This is a genomic window from Undibacterium sp. 5I2, from assembly GCF_035019605.1.
Taxonomy (GTDB): domain Bacteria; phylum Pseudomonadota; class Gammaproteobacteria; order Burkholderiales; family Burkholderiaceae_D; genus Undibacterium.
On sequence record NZ_JASJVS010000001.1, the window covers coordinates 94,693 to 113,890 of the forward strand.

General features: G+C 54.5%; 12 protein-coding genes and 1 tRNA gene. 4 read left to right on the top strand and 9 right to left on the bottom strand.

The genetic code is table 11. The annotated features are described in order from the left end of the window. Window positions 1–13: 13 nt before the first annotated feature. A complete protein-coding gene (locus QN359_RS00460; protein ID WP_322249297.1) occupies window positions 14–1,660 on the top strand; it encodes a bifunctional diguanylate cyclase/phosphodiesterase in 1,647 nt (548 codons plus the stop codon). Between the two features lie 170 nt (window positions 1,661–1,830). Here the strand turns inward: QN359_RS00460 and QN359_RS00465 are convergent. Next, window positions 1,831–1,905: transfer RNA gene (locus tag QN359_RS00465), tRNA-Arg, on the bottom strand. A 169-nt stretch (window positions 1,906–2,074) separates the two neighbouring features. On the opposite strand from QN359_RS00465, the gene QN359_RS00470 reads away from it, so the two are divergent. Then, window positions 2,075–3,979: an ATP-binding cassette domain-containing protein gene (locus tag QN359_RS00470; RefSeq protein ID WP_322249298.1), complete on the top strand. Its 1,905-nt coding sequence runs from the start codon at window positions 2,075–2,077 to the stop codon at window positions 3,977–3,979. A 57-nt stretch (window positions 3,980–4,036) separates the two neighbouring features. Here the strand turns inward: QN359_RS00470 and murB are convergent, their stop codons facing one another. Then, a complete protein-coding gene (gene murB, locus QN359_RS00475; RefSeq protein ID WP_322249299.1) occupies window positions 4,037–5,062 on the bottom strand; it encodes a UDP-N-acetylmuramate dehydrogenase in 1,026 nt (341 codons plus the stop codon). A gap of 85 nt (window positions 5,063–5,147) precedes the next feature. On the opposite strand from murB, the gene QN359_RS00480 reads away from it, so the two are divergent. Both QN359_RS00480 and QN359_RS00485 read left to right on the top strand, forming a co-directional pair. Next, complete coding sequence (locus QN359_RS00480; protein WP_322249300.1) at window positions 5,148–5,639, top strand: YajQ family cyclic di-GMP-binding protein; 492 nt, start codon at window positions 5,148–5,150, stop codon at window positions 5,637–5,639. A gap of 18 nt (window positions 5,640–5,657) precedes the next feature. Then, window positions 5,658–6,323, top strand: a complete 666-nt coding sequence (locus QN359_RS00485) for a retropepsin-like aspartic protease family protein (protein WP_322249301.1) — start codon at window positions 5,658–5,660, stop codon at window positions 6,321–6,323. 18 nt (window positions 6,324–6,341) lie between these two features. Here the strand turns inward: QN359_RS00485 and QN359_RS00490 are convergent, their stop codons facing one another. From QN359_RS00490 to bcsP, 7 genes are all read right to left on the bottom strand, one after another. Further along, window positions 6,342–6,602: a hypothetical protein gene (locus tag QN359_RS00490; protein ID WP_322249302.1), complete on the bottom strand. Its 261-nt coding sequence runs from the start codon at window positions 6,600–6,602 to the stop codon at window positions 6,342–6,344. Between the two features lie 637 nt (window positions 6,603–7,239). Further along, window positions 7,240–8,304 (bottom strand): 3-deoxy-7-phosphoheptulonate synthase AroG, encoded by a 1,065-nt coding sequence (gene aroG, locus QN359_RS00495; protein ID WP_322249303.1) that lies wholly within the window; start codon window positions 8,302–8,304, stop codon window positions 7,240–7,242. Between the two features lie 325 nt (window positions 8,305–8,629). Then, entirely contained in the window at window positions 8,630–9,055 is a 426-nt protein-coding gene (locus QN359_RS00500) for a tetratricopeptide repeat protein (protein WP_322249304.1), read from the bottom strand. Window positions 9,056–9,057: 2 nt separating this feature from the next. Further along, entirely contained in the window at window positions 9,058–13,317 is a 4,260-nt protein-coding gene (locus QN359_RS00505; protein WP_322249305.1) for a cellulose synthase subunit BcsC-related outer membrane protein, read from the bottom strand. Between the two features lie 115 nt (window positions 13,318–13,432). After that, a complete protein-coding gene (gene bcsA / locus QN359_RS00510; RefSeq protein WP_322249306.1) occupies window positions 13,433–17,983 on the bottom strand; it encodes a UDP-forming cellulose synthase catalytic subunit in 4,551 nt (1,516 codons plus the stop codon). After that, on the bottom strand, window positions 17,983–18,750 hold the full coding sequence (gene bcsQ, locus QN359_RS00515; RefSeq protein WP_322249307.1) for a cellulose biosynthesis protein BcsQ: 768 nt from the start codon (window positions 18,748–18,750) through the stop codon (window positions 17,983–17,985). The genes bcsA and bcsQ overlap by 1 nt, the downstream gene beginning before the upstream one ends. Continuing rightward, on the bottom strand, window positions 18,747–19,193 hold the full coding sequence (gene bcsP, locus QN359_RS00520; protein WP_322249308.1) for a cellulose biosynthesis protein BcsP: 447 nt from the start codon (window positions 19,191–19,193) through the stop codon (window positions 18,747–18,749). Before bcsP ends, bcsQ begins: the two co-directional genes overlap by 4 nt. Between the last annotated feature and the right edge of the window lie 5 nt (window positions 19,194–19,198).

The following is a 19,198-nucleotide window of genomic DNA, read 5'->3' on the forward strand; positions in this document are numbered from 1 at the left end:
TGACACACTACCTATGTCTGCTTTCGATCCGATACCCTGTCCGATTTTGGTGACTGATGAGGGCGGCAAGGTCATCTCGCTCAATCAGTGCCTGCTTGATCTGGCCGGCGGTGCCTTGGCCGATTGGGCGACGCGCCCGATGGAAGCGCTGTTTCCCATGCCGAGTCGTATTTTCTTGCAAACCCATGTATGGCCGATGCTGATGCGCGACGGCCGCATCCAAGAAATTCGTTTGCAACTGCTGGCAGCAACGGGAAACCGCATGCCGGTATACGTCAACTGCCAAAAAACCAGCCAAGCCGGCGTCGATCACTACACCTGGTTGTTCTTCATCACCTTTGAGCGCAGCCTGTACGAGCAAGAATTACTGGCAGCCCGCAAAAGAACCGATGAATTGCTGGCTCAAACCATAGAAAACGAACGCTACATACGCACCATTACCGATGGCATTCCCAACATGGTGGCATATTGGGATAATGATTTGGTTTGTCAATTCGCCAATCAGCCGTATGCGCAATGGTTTGGACTAAGCCCGCAAAACCTGTTTGGCATCTCGATGGCGACACTGCTAGGTGCGCCACTGTTCAAGCAAACTCAGCCACACATACAAGCGGCACTGGCCGGCAAAACGCAAGAATTTGAGCGCATGACCCCTGCTGCTGACGGTAGTACCGTGCACAGTTTGGCGAATTACATACCGGATCGCGATGCCAGCGGTTTGGTCAAAGGTTTTTTCTCGGTGGTGACGAATATTTCTGCGCTACGCCAGGCCGATACCGCGATCCGCCTCTCGGCCAGCGTGTTTGAAGCGACCTCGGAAGGCATCATGGTGACCGACACTCAATCGATCATCCTCTCGGTCAACCAAGCTTTTACCAGGCTGACCGGCTACCGCTCTGACGAGGTAGTCGGAAGAAATGCCAAAATCCTCAATTCCGGGCGCCACAACAGTCTGTTTTTCCATGACTTGTATGCGGAATTGAGAGCCAGCGGACAATGGAAAGGCCAAGTCTGGAGCAAACGAAAAAATGACCAGGTCTTTCTCGAAGAACTGTCGATTTCATCGATACACGATGAGGCCGGCACGATTACGCACTACGTCGGCGTGTTCGAAGATATCACCAACCGCTGGGATAAAGAACAGCAAATACAAAGGATGGCCTTCCACGACCCGCTGACGGATTTGCCGAATCGGGCCTCGTTCATGCTGTTACTGAAGCAATTAATTGCTATCGCCAGCCGCGAAACGCGCCAAATCGCTTTATTGTTTCTGGATTTGGATGGATTTAAGGCTGTCAACGACCGTTGGGGTCATGACATGGGTGACCATGTACTGAAAACCGTCGCAACGCGCCTATCTGAGCAATTGCGCGATGCCGACACGGCGGCACGCCTGGGCGGCGACGAATTCGTGGTGTTACTCAACCAAGCCGACAGCCATGAAAGCGTGAGTAAGGTTGCGGCGCGCCTGATTGCCGCCGTCAATGCGCCGATAAACAGCCATGCCGGCTCACTGCAGGTCGGTACATCGATCGGTATCGCGGTGTTTCGCAACGATGAACAAACCCCGGAACAATTACTCAAAGAAGCCGACAGTGCCATGTATTTGGCCAAGAAAGCGGGTAAAAACAGCTTTTCTTTCGGCCTGGCAAAAGCCTGAAGCGCACTCATACACCATCGTCGGAGCGAAAGGCTGGGAGTGTTGTCGTGACAATTTAATGGATCGCCGCAAACGGGCTTTTAGTCAGCATCACGTTTTCAGTGCTGAAAACGAAACTGGGTTCCCGCCAACAGCATGCGGGCATACTCGTCAGGCGCTGCTTTGCTAATTGGTCCCGCCGGCGGGAATCGAACCCACATCTTACGCTTAGGAGGCATACGTTCTATCCATTGAACTACGGCGAGACACGTGGTCTGCTCCAACGAGCGAGCAGCACAAGCGCGCCATCTTACCTGAGCTTGACGTAACAATCAATTGAGCGCTGTCGTGGCGACCCCGGTCTGGCGTACAATACGGGTTTTCTCTCATTCCGTCCGGCCGACATCGCGGACCTCACAGGTATCACAGGTATTTATGGCAGTTATCTCATTAAGCGATGCCCAATTGGCATTCGGTCACGTTGCTCTGCTCGATCACGCCGAGTTTTCTCTCGAGTCGGGCGAACGGGTCGGCCTGATCGGCCGTAACGGCACCGGCAAATCCTCTTTACTCAAGATCATCGCCAAAACCTCGAAGATCGATGACGGCTTGCTCGTCATGCAGCAAGGTATCAAGATCGCCTATGTCGAGCAAGAGCCGGTATTCGATCAAACCGTCAGCGTCTTCGATGCCGTCGCTTCCGGACTGGGTGAATTGCCAGGTCTGTTGCAAGAATATGAAAGTCTGACCGGCCAATTCGGCGGCGACAATGACGAAGCCCTGATGGATCGCATGCACGAGATTCAGCTCAAGCTCGATGCCGCCGACGCCTGGAACCTCGGGAATAAAGTCGAAACCACCCTCGACAAGCTCAATTTATCCAAAGACGCCATCATGTCAACGCTCTCAGGCGGGATGAAAAAGCGCGTCGCCTTGGCGTGTGCCTTGGTCAGTGCGCCCGATGTCTTGTTGCTCGATGAACCGACCAATCATCTCGATTTCTCATCGATACAATGGCTGGAAAGTTTGCTCAAAGATTTCAAGGGCAGCGTGCTCTTCATCACCCATGATCGCAGCTTCCTCGACAATGTCGCTACCCGCATCCTCGAACTCGATCGCGGCAAGCTGACTTCCTTCCCCGGTAATTTCACGACTTACCAAACGCGCAAAGAAGAGCAGCTCGAAGTCGAAGAAGTGGAAAACGCCAAGTTTGATAAATTCTTAGCGCAGGAAGAAATTTGGATACGCAAAGGCGTCAAGGCGCGCCGTGTGCGCGATGAAGGTCGAGTCAAGCGACTCGAACAATTGCGCGTACAACGCGGCGTGCGACGCGACCAACAAGGTCAGGTCAAGCTCGATGTCAGTTCCGGCGAACGTTCAGGGAAAATCGTCGCTGAAATGGAAAATATCAATAAGTCTTTCGGCGATAAAGTCATCGTGCGCGATTTCTCCAGCATCATCATGCGTGGCGATAAAGTCGGTTTGATCGGCCAAAATGGTGCCGGTAAAACCACGCTGCTGAAAATGATACTCGGCCAAGATCAACCCGACAGCGGCATGATGAAGCAAGGTGCACGCTTGCAGATCGCGTATTTCGACCAGATGCGCGCCCAGCTCAATGAAGAAAGCAGTCTGGCCGAAACGATCGCACCCGGCAGCGACTGGGTTGAAGTCAATGGTCAGCGCAAGCACGTGATGTCGTATCTGGGCGACTTCTTGTTCGCCCCGGAACGCGCGCGCTCGCCGGTCAAATCGCTGTCCGGTGGCGAACGCAATCGCCTGCTGTTGGCGCGTTTGTTCGCCAAACCGGCCAATGTGTTGGTACTCGATGAACCAACCAATGATCTCGATATCGACACCCTGGAATTGCTCGAAGAATTACTCGAAGAATATACCGGCACGGTATTTTTGGTCAGCCATGATCGTACCTTCCTCGATAATGTCGTCACCCAAGTGATCGTCGCTGAAGGCGATGGCCAATGGCGTGAATTCATCGGTGGCTATAGCGATTGGGAACGTTATGCCAGTTCGCAGGCGGCGAATAAAACCAGCAGCAAGAATGAAACCAAAAGCCTTGCTACGCCAGCAGTGGCCAGCGCCGCTGGCAAAAGCAAGAAGCTCAGCTACAAAGACCAGCGCGAACTCGATGAATTGCCAAAGCTGATCGCAGCACTCGAAAGCGAACAAGCGGCCATCAGCGCCAAGCTGGCCGCCCCTGATCTGTATAAAAACGGTGCCGATGCAGCCAATGCACTCAACACCCGCTTTGCCGAGCTCGATGGGCAGTTGTTACTGGCCTTGGAAAAATGGGAAGAAATGGAAGCCAAAACCAAGGCTTGATAGCCAAGCACGAAGGAACAAAAAAAGGGGAGCATCGCTCCCCTTTTTACATGAGGATCACACAAATACCGGCTCCATCTCCAAGCGCACACCAAACCGCGCGACGACATCGTCTTGCACCGCCTGTGCCAAGGCCCTTACCTCCGCACCACTGGCATGGCCGCGATTGACCAACACCAAAGCTTGCTTCTCATAAACGGCCGCGCGACCGAGGCTACGCCCTTTCCAGCCGCATTGTTCGATCAACCAGCCGGCTGCCAATTTATAGCTGCCGTCGGCTTGCGCATAGCTGACCAACTCGGGCCAACGCTGCAGCAAGGCGGCGCGCTGCGCCGCCGGCACCAAGGGGTTTTTGAAAAAGCTGCCGGCATTGCCGATAACGGCAGGGTCGGGCAACTTGGCGCGCCGAATCGCGCTGATGGCCGCGCTGATTTGCGCGGCCGTCACGTGCGGCCCCAGCGCTGCAATACTTTGCTGTAAATCGGCATACCCGAGTTGCGGCTGCCAGCGCCGCGGCAAAGCCAGCGTCACACTGACGATGGCCACGCGATCGCGCAAAGCTTGTTTGAAAATACTTTCGCGATAGGCAAATTGGCATTCGGCACGCGCCATGATGCGCCACGCACCCGTGGCGAAATCATAGACTTCAAGTTCGTGCAAGACATCTTTGAGTTCAAGCCCATAGGCACCGATGTTTTGCACCGGTGCGGCGCCGACGGTGCCGGGAATCAGCGAGAGATTTTCCAAGCCAGCCAAACCGTGTGCCAGCGTCCACTCCACCAAGCCATGCCAGCTTTCACCGGCGGCCGCTTGGACGTAGGTGAAGTCGCTGTCTTGCGCGCAAATTCGTATGCCTTGCAAGCGCATATGCAGCACCAAAGCATCGACTTGGTCGGATAAGACCAGATTACTGCCACCACCGAGCAGCAAGCGCGGCAGTGCAGCGAGACGGGCATCGTCGTGCAAGGCCACCAACTGGGCACGTTCAGAAATGGGTAAATACAGCTTGGCGCAGGCTGCAATCCCGAAGGTATTGAAGCTTTGCAGCGAAACATCGTGAGAAAGCGGGAGAAAAGTCGTCATATGCGTGAAATTATAACGCTTAGGCTTTGCAGTGGCCCGGCATTTGATAAAATGGGGAACATTGAAAGACTAAATAGGAATCCTCATGCCCTCATTCGACACCGTATCCGAAGCCAACATGGAAGAAGTCAAAAACGCTGTGACGCAATCCAATAAAGTCGTCGCCAACCGTTTTGATCTCAAAGGCACCAGTGCAAAAATTGAACTCAAGGAAAAAGAACGCGAAATCATTCTGTTCGGCGATTCCGATTTCCATCTCGATCAAATCATCATCGAAGTCACTCAAACTTTGGGCAAACGCAAAGTCGACGTGCGTTTTCTCGATATGGGCAAAGTAGAAAAAATCGGCGGCGACAAGGTCAAACAAGTCATCAAGGTGAAAAATGGTATCGAGAGCGATGATGCCAAAAAAATCGTCAAAGTGATTAAAGAAAGTAAAATCAAGGTGCAAGCAAGCATACAAGGTGACGCTGTGCGCGTAACGGGTGCCAAGCGCGATGATCTGCAAGAAGCGATGGCGATGCTGCGCAAAGAAATCAAAGATTTGCCGCTGGAATTCAATAACTTCCGCGATTAAGTCTTGGTAGCCGGCGCGATGATAGCGAGTAAACCAAGCCCACTGCGCAGCGCTGGCACGCTGCTGTGCCTGTTGATGCCAATGGCAACAACAGGCACAGCAGCGGCGAGCGAGGTCGGCTTGGTCGGTCTGTTTCCCGGCAAAGCGATTCTGGTGGTCGACGGTGCCGCACCGAAAGCCTATGCAGTCGGCAGCATGCTCAGTGCCGATACCAAATTGCTCGCGGCCGATCGCGATTCCGCCACGATCACCAGCAATGGTAAGTCTTACCAATTACAGATAGGTCAGAGCGAGCACCGCGCAACGGCCAGCGCGCGGACCAGCGTGATCTTGCAGCAAAATGAACATGGTCACTTCATCGCCGCGGCCACGGTCAATGGTGTGGCCTTGACGATGATGGTCGATACCGGTGCGAGCTTCGTCACCCTGCCGGCGGCCGATGCCAAACGTATGGGTATCAATTATCGCAGCGGCAAACGCAGCTACTCGAACACGGCCAACGGTGTGGTCGGCACGTATATGATCAAGCTTGACTCAATTAAAATCGCTGACATGGAATTGCATCAGATTGACGCTGCCGTGATTGAAACCGGCTTGACAACACCACTGCTAGGCATGTCGCTGCTGAACCGACTGGACATGCGCCGCGAAGGCGAACAAATGACGCTGACCAAACGTTTCTGAGCACGCACGCGGCGCTGCTCAAGATGCGCGTTTCCAAGTGCGCAGCGACCAGTAGCACAACAATAAAACCAAGCTGCCGTGCGCACTACCTCTACCCACCCGCGCCAGCATACTGAGCTCACTGCCGGCATGCAAACACAGGTGCCCGGCGATAAACAGAAGGAACACAATTACGCCGGCAACAGGCAGATAGCGGCTGTCACGCCACTTCGGTAGGCACACGAACAAAACCAGATTATTCAAAGCGATCAGCGCAAAGAAAAAAAGTTCACGGTACATGAACGGCTCCCGAGGAAATACATGTCAGTACCAAGCTTGCACCTGACTCGCCGCACCGCCCATCATGCCAGCAGCAGCCCCACCAACGACGCTGGCAAAGTGTCGATTTAAGTGTTTTTTGGCAATATTTTTAAAATTCCCAGCAAAGCTCTCACTGGAATTTTATCGATATTGTCATCACAGTCAAATAAAACTTGCGTAGGAATTTTCTGAAAAAATCGGCCCCGGCGTACCGCGCAGCGCAGCATGCCAAGGCCAGATACAACAACTTAATGGATCGTCGCAAGCGACGATGGAAAAGACTCTGGAAGGGGTTTGCATCCCCTCCCATCGCGTCGCTCCTTCGTCGCTCACCGGCCAAAAGAGGCTGTCGCAAAAGCCTGATGGACGCTTTTTTTACACCTGAAACACCGTATACCTCGTCATTCCCGCGTGCTTTTGGCGGGAACCTAGTGTCGTTTTTTACACTGAAAATGCCACAATTTCTGGCATTTTCAGTTAACCACGAACGCCGCTGGATTCCTGCCAAATGCGCGCAGGAACGACGTTACGGGCGGTTAGGGTAATGATGCAGACTGAAAACCCTTTTGCGACAGCCTCTGAAGGCCGGGGTTTCAAACCCTAGTCAGATTGTTGATCAAGCTGCCGCTTGCAGCAAACGGCGTTGTTTAACCGCTTGTGCCAACTCTTCCAACACCGTCACGCTGTCTTCCCAAGCGATACAGCCATCGGTCACTGACTGGCCATACACCAATTCTTTTCCAAGCACCAGGTCTTGACGGCCGGCCACCAGATGCGATTCAATCATGACCCCAACGATACGACTGTCACCGCCAGCGACTTGACGGCTGATATCGCTGCACACCGGAATTTGGTTGGCCGGGTTTTTAGAACTGTTGGCATGCGATGCATCGATCATCAAGCGCGCAGCCAAGCCGGCTGCAGCGATATCTTTGCACGCTGCATCGACGCTGGCGGCATCGTAGTTCGGCGTTTTTCCGCCGCGCAGTATGATGTGGCAATCTTCATTGCCATTGGTGGAGACAATGGCCGAATGGCCGCCCTTGGTCACCGACAAAAAGTGATGCGGCTGCGATGAAGCCTTGATGGCGTCGACCGCGATTTTGACATTGCCATCGGTACCGTTTTTAAATCCTACCGGGCAGGACAAGCCGGAAGCCAATTCACGATGGACTTGCGACTCGGTGGTGCGGGCACCGATGGCACCCCAACTGATGAGATCGGCGATGTATTGCGGACTGATGACGTCAAGATATTCTGTACCGGCCGGCAAACCGAGTTCGTTGATATTGAGCAGCAATTCGCGCGCGATACGCAAACCATCATTGATGCGGAAGCTGTTATCCATATACGGATCGTTGATCAAGCCTTTCCAGCCAACCGTGGTGCGCGGCTTCTCGAAATACACACGCATGACGATTTCGAGTTCACCGGCAAAACGGCCACGCTCAGCCGCCAGACGGCGCGCGTACTCCATGGCAGCGGCGGTATCATGAATCGAACACGGACCGATCACCACCATGAGGCGATCGTCTTGTCCATGCAAAATTCTGTGCAGCGCGGTGCGCGCATTGGCGGCTGTTTCCGAGGCTTTGTCGGAGCAGCCGAATTCGCGGATCAGATGCGACGGCGGCAACAGTTCTTTCATTTCGCGTATGCGTAAGTCATCAGTGCGTTGCATGTTTTCTCCAGTTAATTGCGGATAGTGTTCAAAAATAAATCGTCAGTCTTCATTCAAAATCGATGGCAAAAAAAAACCGCCGGTAACGGCGGTTTTTTCAGAAATTCGGTTCGGCTGTTTTTCTTTGCACGATTACCTTCTTCCGTCCGCCTGAGGCTGGGAATAGCTAAAGTAAAAAAAGAAAAAATGTGCGAACTTCATAAAATTAGGAGCTGATCTCGGTTGTCGGTATTTAATTCTGACAAAGTGGTCAAAATGATGCTCTGATATTGCATTAAAACGCGGCAATTAGCAAGGGCAGATTAGCGATTTGAGGCAATTCATTTTATTTTTTCCAGAGTGCCGGTGGTTCCGGCGGCAGATCGTTCGTGCTGTCGGGATACACATTGATGATCGGTGTGCTCTTGGCTACCATGCCAACGGAAGGAGCATGGCGCGCGATCCACTGCCGCATCTCCTGCAGATTAGCGGCGATGTCGGCGCGTTGCGGACTCACGCGCACGGCACGCTCCAGCAGTGCCAGCGCCTGTTCATACTCGCCCTGAGCCGCATAAGCCAGCGCTTGGTTGTTGAGCGCGGCCCCATCAAAGGGGTTTTGTTTGGCCGCTTCGGAAAATTTCTTGCTGGCTGCCAAGTTATCGCCTTGCGACAACAAGACCCGGCCTTCGCTTTGTAAATCAGCCGCCGCTACCGGCAAGAGTAACGCGGCGAATAAGCAAGTACAAAGGCGTATCAATGTATGGAGAGTCATACCTAGTTTCCCTGGTAATACGGTTTTGGTGCGACCGGAGGAAATGCCACCGGCCCGCGGCGCGGCTCGAAGGTGTAGCGCAGATACAGCAAGGCGGCGGCATCGGTGAAATCACCGGAGTTATCGACCGAGAGGCGGCCACCGAGCGCAAATTGTGGCGTCAGCAGGTATTCCAGCGCAGCCCCGAGTTTATATTGTAAGCCGGTATGCGAAGCAGCGGCATAGGTACTGGAAAGATTGCTGCCGGGATTAGCGGCGACAAATAGTTCCAAAGCCGTCTGATCGGCACTGACGAGCGGATAATACGGTGCGGCATCGCTGCGGAAATGCTGGATACCGATCGCAGCGCCAAGCTGGTAAGCCAGCTTGCCAGAGCGACCACTGACTTCCACCGGCAGATTGAGCGCTACATACGATTGCGGGCTGAAGTAGCCGCCATTGCCGTAAGTGAAATTCTGTAAGTTCTTTTGATAAAACATGCTGGTCAAGCCCAAGCCGGTCGTGACCAACATATCGCTGCGGCGATACGCACGCCAGTAAATGCCACCGCCCAAATCGAACACGCGGTTGCTCAGCACATTGGTGCCGCTCAGACGCGCCAAGCCGGCACCGAGATACAGCCCGCCTTCGGGGGTATCGTAAGCCGTTTCCAGACGGACACCATTCTTGCTCACCCCGCCCCAGCTCAAGCCATACAGACTGTCTTTTGCTCCGGCATAGGAGAGGTAACTGTCGGTGACTGAGCGGCGGGCCACCTCGATGCTGTAATTCCAAGACTCAATCTGATCGCTCCAGCGCAAGCCACCGACGACGGTGCGGATAGGAAAGCCTATCGGACTACTGCCGAGATCGGCCTTGAAGCCGCTGAGCTGATAACTGAGGCTCAAGGCCACGCCTTTGGCAACTTGGCTGATGCTCGCCGCGTTCGATAAACCTTGCTGAGCCGCAACGCTGGTCAGCGGTAATTTGGCAATCGTCGCTTGGCCATTGATCACCGTATTACGGCCAAACAAACCGGCCACGCCGCTATCGTTGAGGTTTAGCGTCCCGGCATCGACCAGTACCGGGATGATTTTCAAACCAAATTGACCGGCCGAGAGGGTGGAAAGCTGTACTTCGAGTGGGGTTTCAATATCCTTGAGCTGCGACAAGCCACTCTGGCCGCTGCGCGCACGCGCGGCCAAGCCCAGCGTGACCTCCGAGCGATTCAACGCTGACAGATCATCAATTTCTTTGATCAAAGCGGCTTCTTCCGGGCTCACCGAACTGCTGTAGCCTTGGCTGTAGCGGCGCGTCGCGGCGCGGCTATTGAGTGGACTGGCGACTGAAGCTGACACTGGAGCTGCAGTCGCAACTGGTGCCAAGGCTGGTAGCAAGGCCGGAGCGACGGCATTCAGGCCAGAGCGCGCTGCGCTTGGTAAGCTTGGCGTGATTGCCGGGTTTGGCACGATCAGTAGCGGCGCTACACTCTGCGGGGCCACGCTGGCGGCCGGCAACACTGGCACGCTGAGCGGAGCCGGCAGCGGCGCGACGGCCGCTAGCCGCGCGCCAGTTGGTGCCGGCGCAGCGCTTGGCAATGCAGCCGCAGGCAAGTTCGCCACCGCGTATTGCGCGGACAATTGCGGCACTTGTTTCAGCTGTGGCCCAGCGGCTGGCGGCGTGCTGCCGGCAAGCGCGAAGGGATTGAGTTTGAAATCATTGGCCACCGGCACCGTGGCGACCAAGCGCAGTCCATCCACGCCGCGGCCGGCCAGCGGACGGCGCGCTTGTTCCAGTGCCAGCGCTCGTTTGAAGTAGTCGAGTGCGCGGCCATTCTGACCACGCGCACGCGCGACATTACCAGCCAAGGCAATGAAACGCGGATTATCGGGCTGCAAGCGCAGTAATTTTTCCAGCTGTTGTTCGGCACCGTCATAATCTTTCAGCGACATGGCAGCGAACAGCAAGCCTTGCAACACTTCCGGGTTATTCGGTTCAGTCTGTAACACTTGCAAATACAGAGTTTTTGCAACATCGGCCTCACCGGCCGAGGCATAGATGCGCGCCAAGGCCAGCAAGAGCAGCGGGTCTTGTGGTTCGCTGATCAGCAAGGGCTGTAAATAGGTATAGGCAGCGGCATAATCGCCGGCCTCACGGCTGCGTTCCGCATAGCGCATGGACAAAGCTTTTTGTAATTGGCGGAATGTGCGCACCTCTGCTTCGCTCAGTTTCGGCAGCGCCGCTACCCTGCGCATGACGGCATCGAGCTCGGCTTCTTGGTTCATTTGCATCAGCGTGCTGCCGTAGGCAAGCAACAATTCGGCGCTCGGCTTCGGGCTCTCCTGTACCGCCTGTCGCATCATCGCCAAGCCGTGCTCGGCGTCGCCGAGGCGGATATACAGCGCCGCGACTGTGCCAAGATATTCAGGCTCTTTGCCAGCGGCAGCTTCGATCGCCAACAGAATTTTGTTCACTTCGGCGCTGTTGCCGCGGGCGCTCAACAATTCCAAGCGATCCAGCTGTACGTGTATCCACAAGCGCTTCTGCAAGGCCAATAATTCGCCCTTACGCGCAGCGACCGGCACGCGCTCCAGCGTCATCAAACCTTCCCACCACAATTGCTGCATTTGACTGAGCAAGGCACTGACATACAGGGCTTCGGGATCCGGTTTGGCAACATTGGTGAGGGCATCGAGCAAGGCTTGTGCCTGCGCAGGCATATTTCTCTGCAAGTAGATTTTGGCCAGAGACATACGCAACCAAGCATCTTCCGGTTTGACCAAAATCGCATCTTCAAGCGCAGCTTGGGCGCCGTTGAGATCACCGGCAGCCAACAAGCGTTTCGCCGTGGCAGAAAATTCTTCGGCTTTCAAATTAGCCAAAATGGCGAAATGGCGCGGCAACATCGATGGGCTCAGCGCTTCCAAATCTTTCAAACGCTTTTGTAATACATACACGCCGATCAAGCCATCGAGCGCACGCATATTAGTTTTGTCTTCGTTGTAGACCTGTTTGAAATTTGCTTCGGCACCGGCCATATCATTTTCAGCCTGCAAGGCGTCGGCCAATTGCAAAATCCCGGACGGCTCTTTGCCATTGAGGGCTATCGCTTTGCGCAGCAAGGCGATACCTTTAGCGCTGTCGGCATCTTCGAAGGCGCTGCGCGCCTCTTCGATGATGGCCCAGTAATTGGCGCTGTCATACGCTTGGTGCCAGTTGGCTTGGCCCTTGGCACCACCGAGACGTGTGGCTTGCAGCAAATATTTTCGCGCCGCGATGAATTCTTCTTGGCGCATTTTTACTAAGCCCATGCCGCCATGACCAACCGGATCTTTAGGATGGCGTTTGATGAGGGTTTGAAATTCTTTTTCCGCCAAAGCCAAATCATTGGCATCGAGCGCCTTAAAGCCGGCCGAGGAAATATTGACCTCCGGCGCTTTGCTACGCTCCGGCTTATTGCCGGTGCGGCGACTTTCGAGCGCCGTTTCTTTGCTCTGCCGTGCCAATGCCGCGAGTTTGTCGGCGATGGCTTGGTCGCCCGGATGACGCTCCAAGTAAGCACGGAAAAATTTACTGTTGCCCGCTTCCAAACCCATCCAGCTCAACGCCTGACGCCAGGCGGCAGTGGCAGCCGTGGCCACTTCAGGCTTGCTGCTTAAACTTTCCAACAAACCAAGGCTGCTGACTCGGCTGACTTGGCGATAACTGAGTACTTGGGCATAGGCCAGCGCATAGCGCAGGTTGGCCGGGGTGTCTTTACTGAGTTTTTCCAAGCCGCGCTGGGCTTCGTCATAGCCACTCTTGGTACCAGCCAGTACTTGATAATATTCGAGCGCCGCATCGCCCTTGAGGCGACTCGGATCGCCGAGCAAACGGAAACTGTCGGCTGCCGCCTCGCTGTCGCCTTGGCGCGCCAAGCGTCGCGCATCATCGAGCTGACGGCCGGCGCTGACCGGTCCGCGCCGCAGCGCCTCTTCCACCAAGCGCTGTTGAGAGGCACTGGCATTGAGACTGCGTAATTTGGCCAGGCAGATTTTGGCTTGCTCGGGATTGCCGCTGCGCGCAGCTTGCATACCGACGGCAACCAATGCCTGAAGATTGTCGGGATCGACCTTGAGCAACTTGGCCCAGGCATCGGCGGCATGGTCATCGCGTCCGCGCTGCTCCCAAAATTGTGCTTGTTCCAGCAATTGCTGTTGCAGGGTTGAGGTGGCGAAGGCGCTTGTGCCTTCCATCGATATTGCCAAAAACGCCAGCGCTATCGCTTTTCGTTTGAAAACCATGCATTTCACCCTGTTGATTAAGCAAATACTGCGATGAGCAGGCGCAGCAGCGCGGCGCTCTATTGCTTCAATTCTACTACGCGACCGCCTCGCGACGGCCGCATAAACGTGTCATTTATTCGACATCTTGCCCGGCCTGCAAACGCTGGGCTGCTTTTTTACGCAAAAAGCGGAACAACATCGTCGCGGCAATCAGCGAAGCGAGCAGCAGGAAGATGATCAGCAACACAGGTTGTGTCGACAAAGTCCACTTCACCCAGGTCCATAATGGCAAGCTGCCGACATAGTAGGTATCGCCGATCAAGACATGCTCGATGTGATCGCCTTTGACCAGCACCAAATCACCCTGAAACTTGCTGCGTAAATCAGGCTGGGTCAAGGCATCGGTCAAATCGCGTAAATGTTCTGCCGCACCGGCAGTAAGCACCACGACACTATGTTCACTCGACAAGGGTGAAGCAAACTGCATCATCGCACCGAAGCCATTGCCGGTCTTGGCCAACATCTCACCGGAGCGGCGTTCGACGTCGTCGATATCCTTACCATTCCAACGTGCCAAGTAGCGCATGAATCCGCGTGGCAATTGCAGATGATTGCCCGTCTCATCCATGCTCAGCGGCATATAGCTGGCCCATTGCTTGAGCAGGGCTTGATTGCCATTGGTGGCGATGATGATCAAATCCTGGTCGCTGTGTTTCTCGACATCGCTGCCACGTATCACCGTGTTGTTGGTTACCGGATAAGCGGTCGACTCACCCATGCGCCCCATGAGATTAAGGTAGGTTTCGATTTCTTGATTGCTGGCGCGATCAGGCATGACGATGGCGGTACCGGAGAGATCGGCGTATTTGGTGAACGGAAAGCCGGCGTTGGCAACATAGGCCAAATTCGGATAGGCAGCGTAATGCGGCATGTTGGAAAAATCGATGGTGGAATCGGAATCGATGGCCGAGCGTACATTATCGAGATACACATCTTTACAGGCACCCTGTTTCGGGTAATCGTAAAAGAAATGGAATTGCAATTGATTTTCCGCGCCGATGCGGAAGATTGGCAATTGCACTTCTTCTTGGGCAAAACGATGACCATCCTTGAAGAATAACATCACCGATTCTTTGATCTTGCCTTTTTCAATTTCTGCGCCCGATAAAGACAAAGCCCGCACGAAACCATCATTGATACCGATGTTGAGGGTAGACTTATCGACCGATGGACGCGGCGTGAAACGATAGCGTAAATCGATAGGCACGCCATCACGTTGCCAGGTGAACAGATCGGGTGCCACGCGCATATTGATGCGAATTAAATCCGGGGTCAGACCACTGACTTGCAAGCTTTCCAGCGGCAACAGTTCACCGAGCTTAACCGCACGATTGGTCGGCAGCCAGTTCGGCGCATCATAGGCCAAGCGGGCATGCGGTTCTTTATAGTTATTGATGACGGCGCTAGGGCCGGACAATACGCTCTGACCCAGAGTCAGCGCTTGTGCCGCAATTTTCAATTCATTTTGATCGCGCCCCAAGACCAACAAGAGTTTGGCTTTCGGATTGGCTGGATTGGCGACGACCATCAAGCTCGGACCATTTATGACCGGTAACTGTATCCCGACGGGTGCTTCTTTGCTGGTGGCAAAGACGATCGCATGCGTTTTAGGTAAACCTTCGCTGGCGACCGGAAAACGCGCGCCACGGTAAGCCGCAAGGTGGCCGAACCACGATGCCACCACACCGGCATTACGCAGCATCTCGAGTGAAGCCTGGGCCGGCATAACAAATGGCAATTCTAACAAACGCGCATCGCGCTTATCGAAGAAGGGGCCAGGCAACAAGGCCAGATCATTCGCCAGCTCGATAGGACTGACCGTCAATTCCAAATAGCTGGTATTGCTCAGCTGTGCCCACAGGCTGGAGTGATACGGATCTTCACATTCGCGTGAATAGTGGCCGATGAGTTTAAAACTGAGTTGATTGAAATCGGTAAAAAAGCGTGGATCGATCACCTCGTCGCGGATGATGCCTTTGGCGGTTTCTCTTGGCAGCGGCACCACGCTGATGAGTTCATTATTCACCGACACTTTAAGATGCGACAAATCGGGCAGCAGCGCCGGCGAATACGCCAAGCCGTAGCGGATGCGCGCTGCCGTGATCACTTCATCACTGCGCACGGTAAATGGAAATGAGCGCTCACCCTCAATACCGCGCAATTCGATGTTACTGCCCTGCCCCATTTGTTTGAGGCTGAGTTTATAGATGGTCTGGCCGCTGACCGGGCCAGCGACGGCGGTCGCTACCGTAGTTGCGGCCGTTGCCGCCGTTGCCGCCGTCGCATCGGCGGCCGCGGCCGCGGCCGCTTCGGCTTGGTGACGCTTCGATGCAGCGTAGGCTTGCTCAGGTACGCCCGCCGTCAAGCCGACAGCGATGGCGAGGGCAGCGCCGGTGGCGCGTTTCCACGGCCATTTGATTTTATTTTTTTTCATGATCGTCGTTTCCGTTAATATTTTCTGTTGTTCCGATTGCGTGTCCCAATATTGCTTGAGGCCGGTGCCAAACCGAGTGAATCCTTGAATACTGTGAAAAGCAATTTCTTTCAAACCATTGAGCGGTTGATCGATATTCCGGTTTTCCGACCAATTGAGCCAGACATCGGCGCGCCCTATCGTACAACTGATCAAATCCATTTCTTGTTGGATGCTGAGTTCAAGAAATTGCACGCTGAGAATATTTTGCTTGGCAAAAATCGCTTTGGCGGGGAACAGGCATTCACCACTGGTGCCATACAGTGACACATGCAGTTGTTCATTCTTTTTCATCGCAAACCCATCGGGCACGCGCAGGGACATGCCGCCCATGGAAAAATCTTCGGTCTGGCAAACTACCGAATGGCCATTCTCCAGCCGCAGTGTGGCGTTCAGATAGGCCCGCACGCGATGGGTGCGGCGCACCTGCTTCGATTCCGTCGCCACGGCCAAGGTGGCACCGAGTATGACCAGGTTATAAATGGTCCAGAGCATATTCAAAATCACGGTATCAAGCTCGTAGGTATTCCACCAGATCGCTCGCCCGATGCCGATCAAAAAGCCCAGTACATTCAAGCCCAGCATCACCAGATACGGTTTCGAAATCACCCAGTCGAAATGCTCTTCCTGTACTAAACCACCCTTGGCGGTCACGTTGAAGGTACCAAGCTTGGGATTGACCAGCGCGACCAAGGTCGGGCGAAAAATATACCAAGCCAGCGTGGCTTCATACACTTCGGCCCAGAAGGAATGGCGGTGCGCGCCCTGAATGCGCGAGTTGGTTAAATTGGCATGTAACAAATGCGGCAGCGAATAGGCGGCAATCGACAAGGCCGAAGCTTTAATGATATGCACTTCGAAAAACAGATAGGAAATCGGCGCCAGCAAAAATACCATGCGCGGCAAACCATAGAAAAAATGCAGCATGGCGTTGCTGTAGCAGAGTCGTTGTCCGAAACTCAGTCCCTTGCCGAACAAGGGATTATCGGTACGGAAAATCTGCGCCATCCCACGCGCCCAGCGTATCCTTTGCCCGACGTGGGCAGACAAACTTTCAGTCGCCAAGCCAGCCGCCTGCGGTAAAGACAGATACGCGGTGTTATATCCACGTCGCTGCATTTTAAGCGCAGTATGGGCATCTTCGGTCACCGTTTCGACGGCAATACCGCCGATTTCTTCCAGACAGGAACGACGCAAAATAGCGCAGGAACCGCAGAAAAAAGTGGCATTCCAAAGATCATTGCCATCTTGTATCAAACCATAAAACAACTCGCCTTCATTGGGGACGTCACGGAAGGTTTGCAAATTACGTTCGAACGGATCGGGTGAGAGAAAATGATGGGGTGTCTGCACCATCGCCAACTTCGGGTCGACCAAAAACCAGCCCATCGCATACTGCAAAAACGAACGGGTAGGCATGTGATCACAATCGAAAATGGCGACGAATTCGCCCGAAGTGCGCTTGAGTGCTGCATTGATATTGCCGGCCTTGGCATGTTTATTGTCAGCCCGGGTGTAGCATTCCACACCTAAGCTGGCTGCCAGAACGGCAAACTCAGGACGACGCCCATCGTCGAGAATAATGATATTGAGTTTCTCGCGCGGCCAGTCTATCCCCATGGCCGCCATCACGGTCGGCTTGACCACGCTGATGTCTTCGTTATACGTCGGAATGAACAAGTCGATCACCGGCCAACTGCTGACATCGGCCGGCATCAGTACCGGTTTGCGCTTGAGCGGCCAAGCCGTTTGCACGTAGCCGAGCAACAGTACCAGCCAAGCATAAACCTCGGCCATAATCAGCACCAAGGCGAAAAACAAGTCGAGCAGATTCTCTGTGCCTATGGTGTAATTGATGCGCCAGTAAATGTAGCGGCTCGTCGCGCTGACTGAAAACATCACCATGATGAGCGACACCAAGGTGCCGGTATAGCGTCGTAAATACAGCGCGATACCAAACACGATGGCGGAAAAAAAAGCTTGCAGCGGCAATTCCATAGGAATGCTGATGGCGGTCCAGTACAACAAAGCCGCCACTAACAAGGCCAGCGCGCGCGGCACTCTGCGTTCCCAGCCGGGCCAGTTGACCAGTGCCAGGCCGAGTTCATTGAGCCGTCCGTACAAATAGCGAGAATTGAGAATCGAGCGCATCAGTCCACCAATCCGAAATTTTTCTGTAACCAGATCGACAGTTGTTCAACATCATGGGTGGCCGAACTATGTTTGGCATAGTACGCCACCGGCGACTGACAGGCCAGTGCTTCACTGACCGCTTCATCGCGGTGTATCGTTGCCGACACAAAACGCGCCCCCAAATCACTACGCAACATGCCGACCACATCGCGACAAAGTTGCTTTGACGCATCCATTTGATTCACCACATAGCAATAACCAAAAAAATTGCTGCGTTTACCGGTGTAATACGCCAGCAAGGCTTCGATCGCCGGCACCGTCGAGTACGAAGCGGCATCGGCGCGCAGAACCACCAGCGCGACATTGGCGACATTCAATACTTGCTGTAAATAGAGGCTAGGTCCCGGTGGCGTATCGATCAGCAAGACGGCATTGTCATCAAGCTGCATTGCTGCCAGCCGCGTCGCCAACCAGTCCGGCTGCTGACGTATGCCGGCTTCGAACTGGTCGCGCTGTTTCTCGGTGATCGTCCCATATGGTATGAAATCAACGCCAAAGGCACTTTCATACAACACTTCGCGCCAGGGCCGGCCTTGCGCATCTTGGCCGGCAATCCCGCCCTGCTGGTCGTAAGGCATGCCAAAATGCAAGCGCAAGGCATTTTGAGGATCGAGATCGAGAACGCTGACACGTGCGCCCAAACGCGCCAGCGACGCGGCCAAATTAGCTGTCACGGTGGTCTTGCCGACGCCACCCTTAGGAGAAATGACAGCAACAATCCTCATGACTGGAAGATTTTTTTGAAAAACGATGACACGGCCGGCTCATTTTGCACAGGCAAGTTCGGTTTGGCCAAACGTGCAAACACGCTGGCCAAACTGCCGGCCTTGGCGGTCGGAGCTGTAGCTTGAGCTGTAGCTGTAGCTGCGGCTGGAGCTGGAGCAGGAGCAGGAGCAGAAACAACACTGCGCACGAATGGCTCGGCATGAAGGGCAGCCACAGCGGTCGCTACGCTCGGTAGCGTGCGCAGCACCGGGCACGCGACTGGCTCAGCCAGCGCTACCTGGTCCGCTTCCGGCTCCGGCTCTGGCAGCGCATGCACGCGCACGTCGCGCAGCAAGGGCCAGCGCTGTTTCGCCTGTTCCGTTTCGGCCTGGCGATTAATTTCTTGATAACCAGCCGCCGATTGGCCGAATTTTTGAAAAAGATTTTTTACGTCATCATCCATAATAG

Coding starts and splice junctions, on each gene's coding strand:
- QN359_RS00480 (WP_322249300.1), top strand. CDS start 5,148: ATGCCCTCATTCGACACCGTATCCGAAGCCAACATGGAAGAAGTCAAA.
- QN359_RS00470 (WP_322249298.1), top strand. CDS start 2,075: ATGGCAGTTATCTCATTAAGCGATGCCCAATTGGCATTCGGTCACGTT.
- QN359_RS00485 (WP_322249301.1), top strand. CDS start 5,658: ATGATAGCGAGTAAACCAAGCCCACTGCGCAGCGCTGGCACGCTGCTG.
- bcsA (WP_322249306.1), bottom strand. CDS start 17,983: ATGCGCTCGATTCTCAATTCTCGCTATTTGTACGGACGGCTCAATGAA.
- murB (WP_322249299.1), bottom strand. CDS start 5,062: ATGACGACTTTTCTCCCGCTTTCTCACGATGTTTCGCTGCAAAGCTTC.
- QN359_RS00460 (WP_322249297.1), top strand. CDS start 14: ATGTCTGCTTTCGATCCGATACCCTGTCCGATTTTGGTGACTGATGAG.
- bcsQ (WP_322249307.1), bottom strand. CDS start 18,750: ATGAGGATTGTTGCTGTCATTTCTCCTAAGGGTGGCGTCGGCAAGACC.
- QN359_RS00490 (WP_322249302.1), bottom strand. CDS start 6,602: ATGTACCGTGAACTTTTTTTCTTTGCGCTGATCGCTTTGAATAATCTG.
- aroG (WP_322249303.1), bottom strand. CDS start 8,304: ATGCAACGCACTGATGACTTACGCATACGCGAAATGAAAGAACTGTTG.
- QN359_RS00500 (WP_322249304.1), bottom strand. CDS start 9,055: ATGACTCTCCATACATTGATACGCCTTTGTACTTGCTTATTCGCCGCG.
- bcsP (WP_322249308.1), bottom strand. CDS start 19,193: ATGGATGATGACGTAAAAAATCTTTTTCAAAAATTCGGCCAATCGGCG.
- QN359_RS00505 (WP_322249305.1), bottom strand. CDS start 13,317: ATGGTTTTCAAACGAAAAGCGATAGCGCTGGCGTTTTTGGCAATATCG.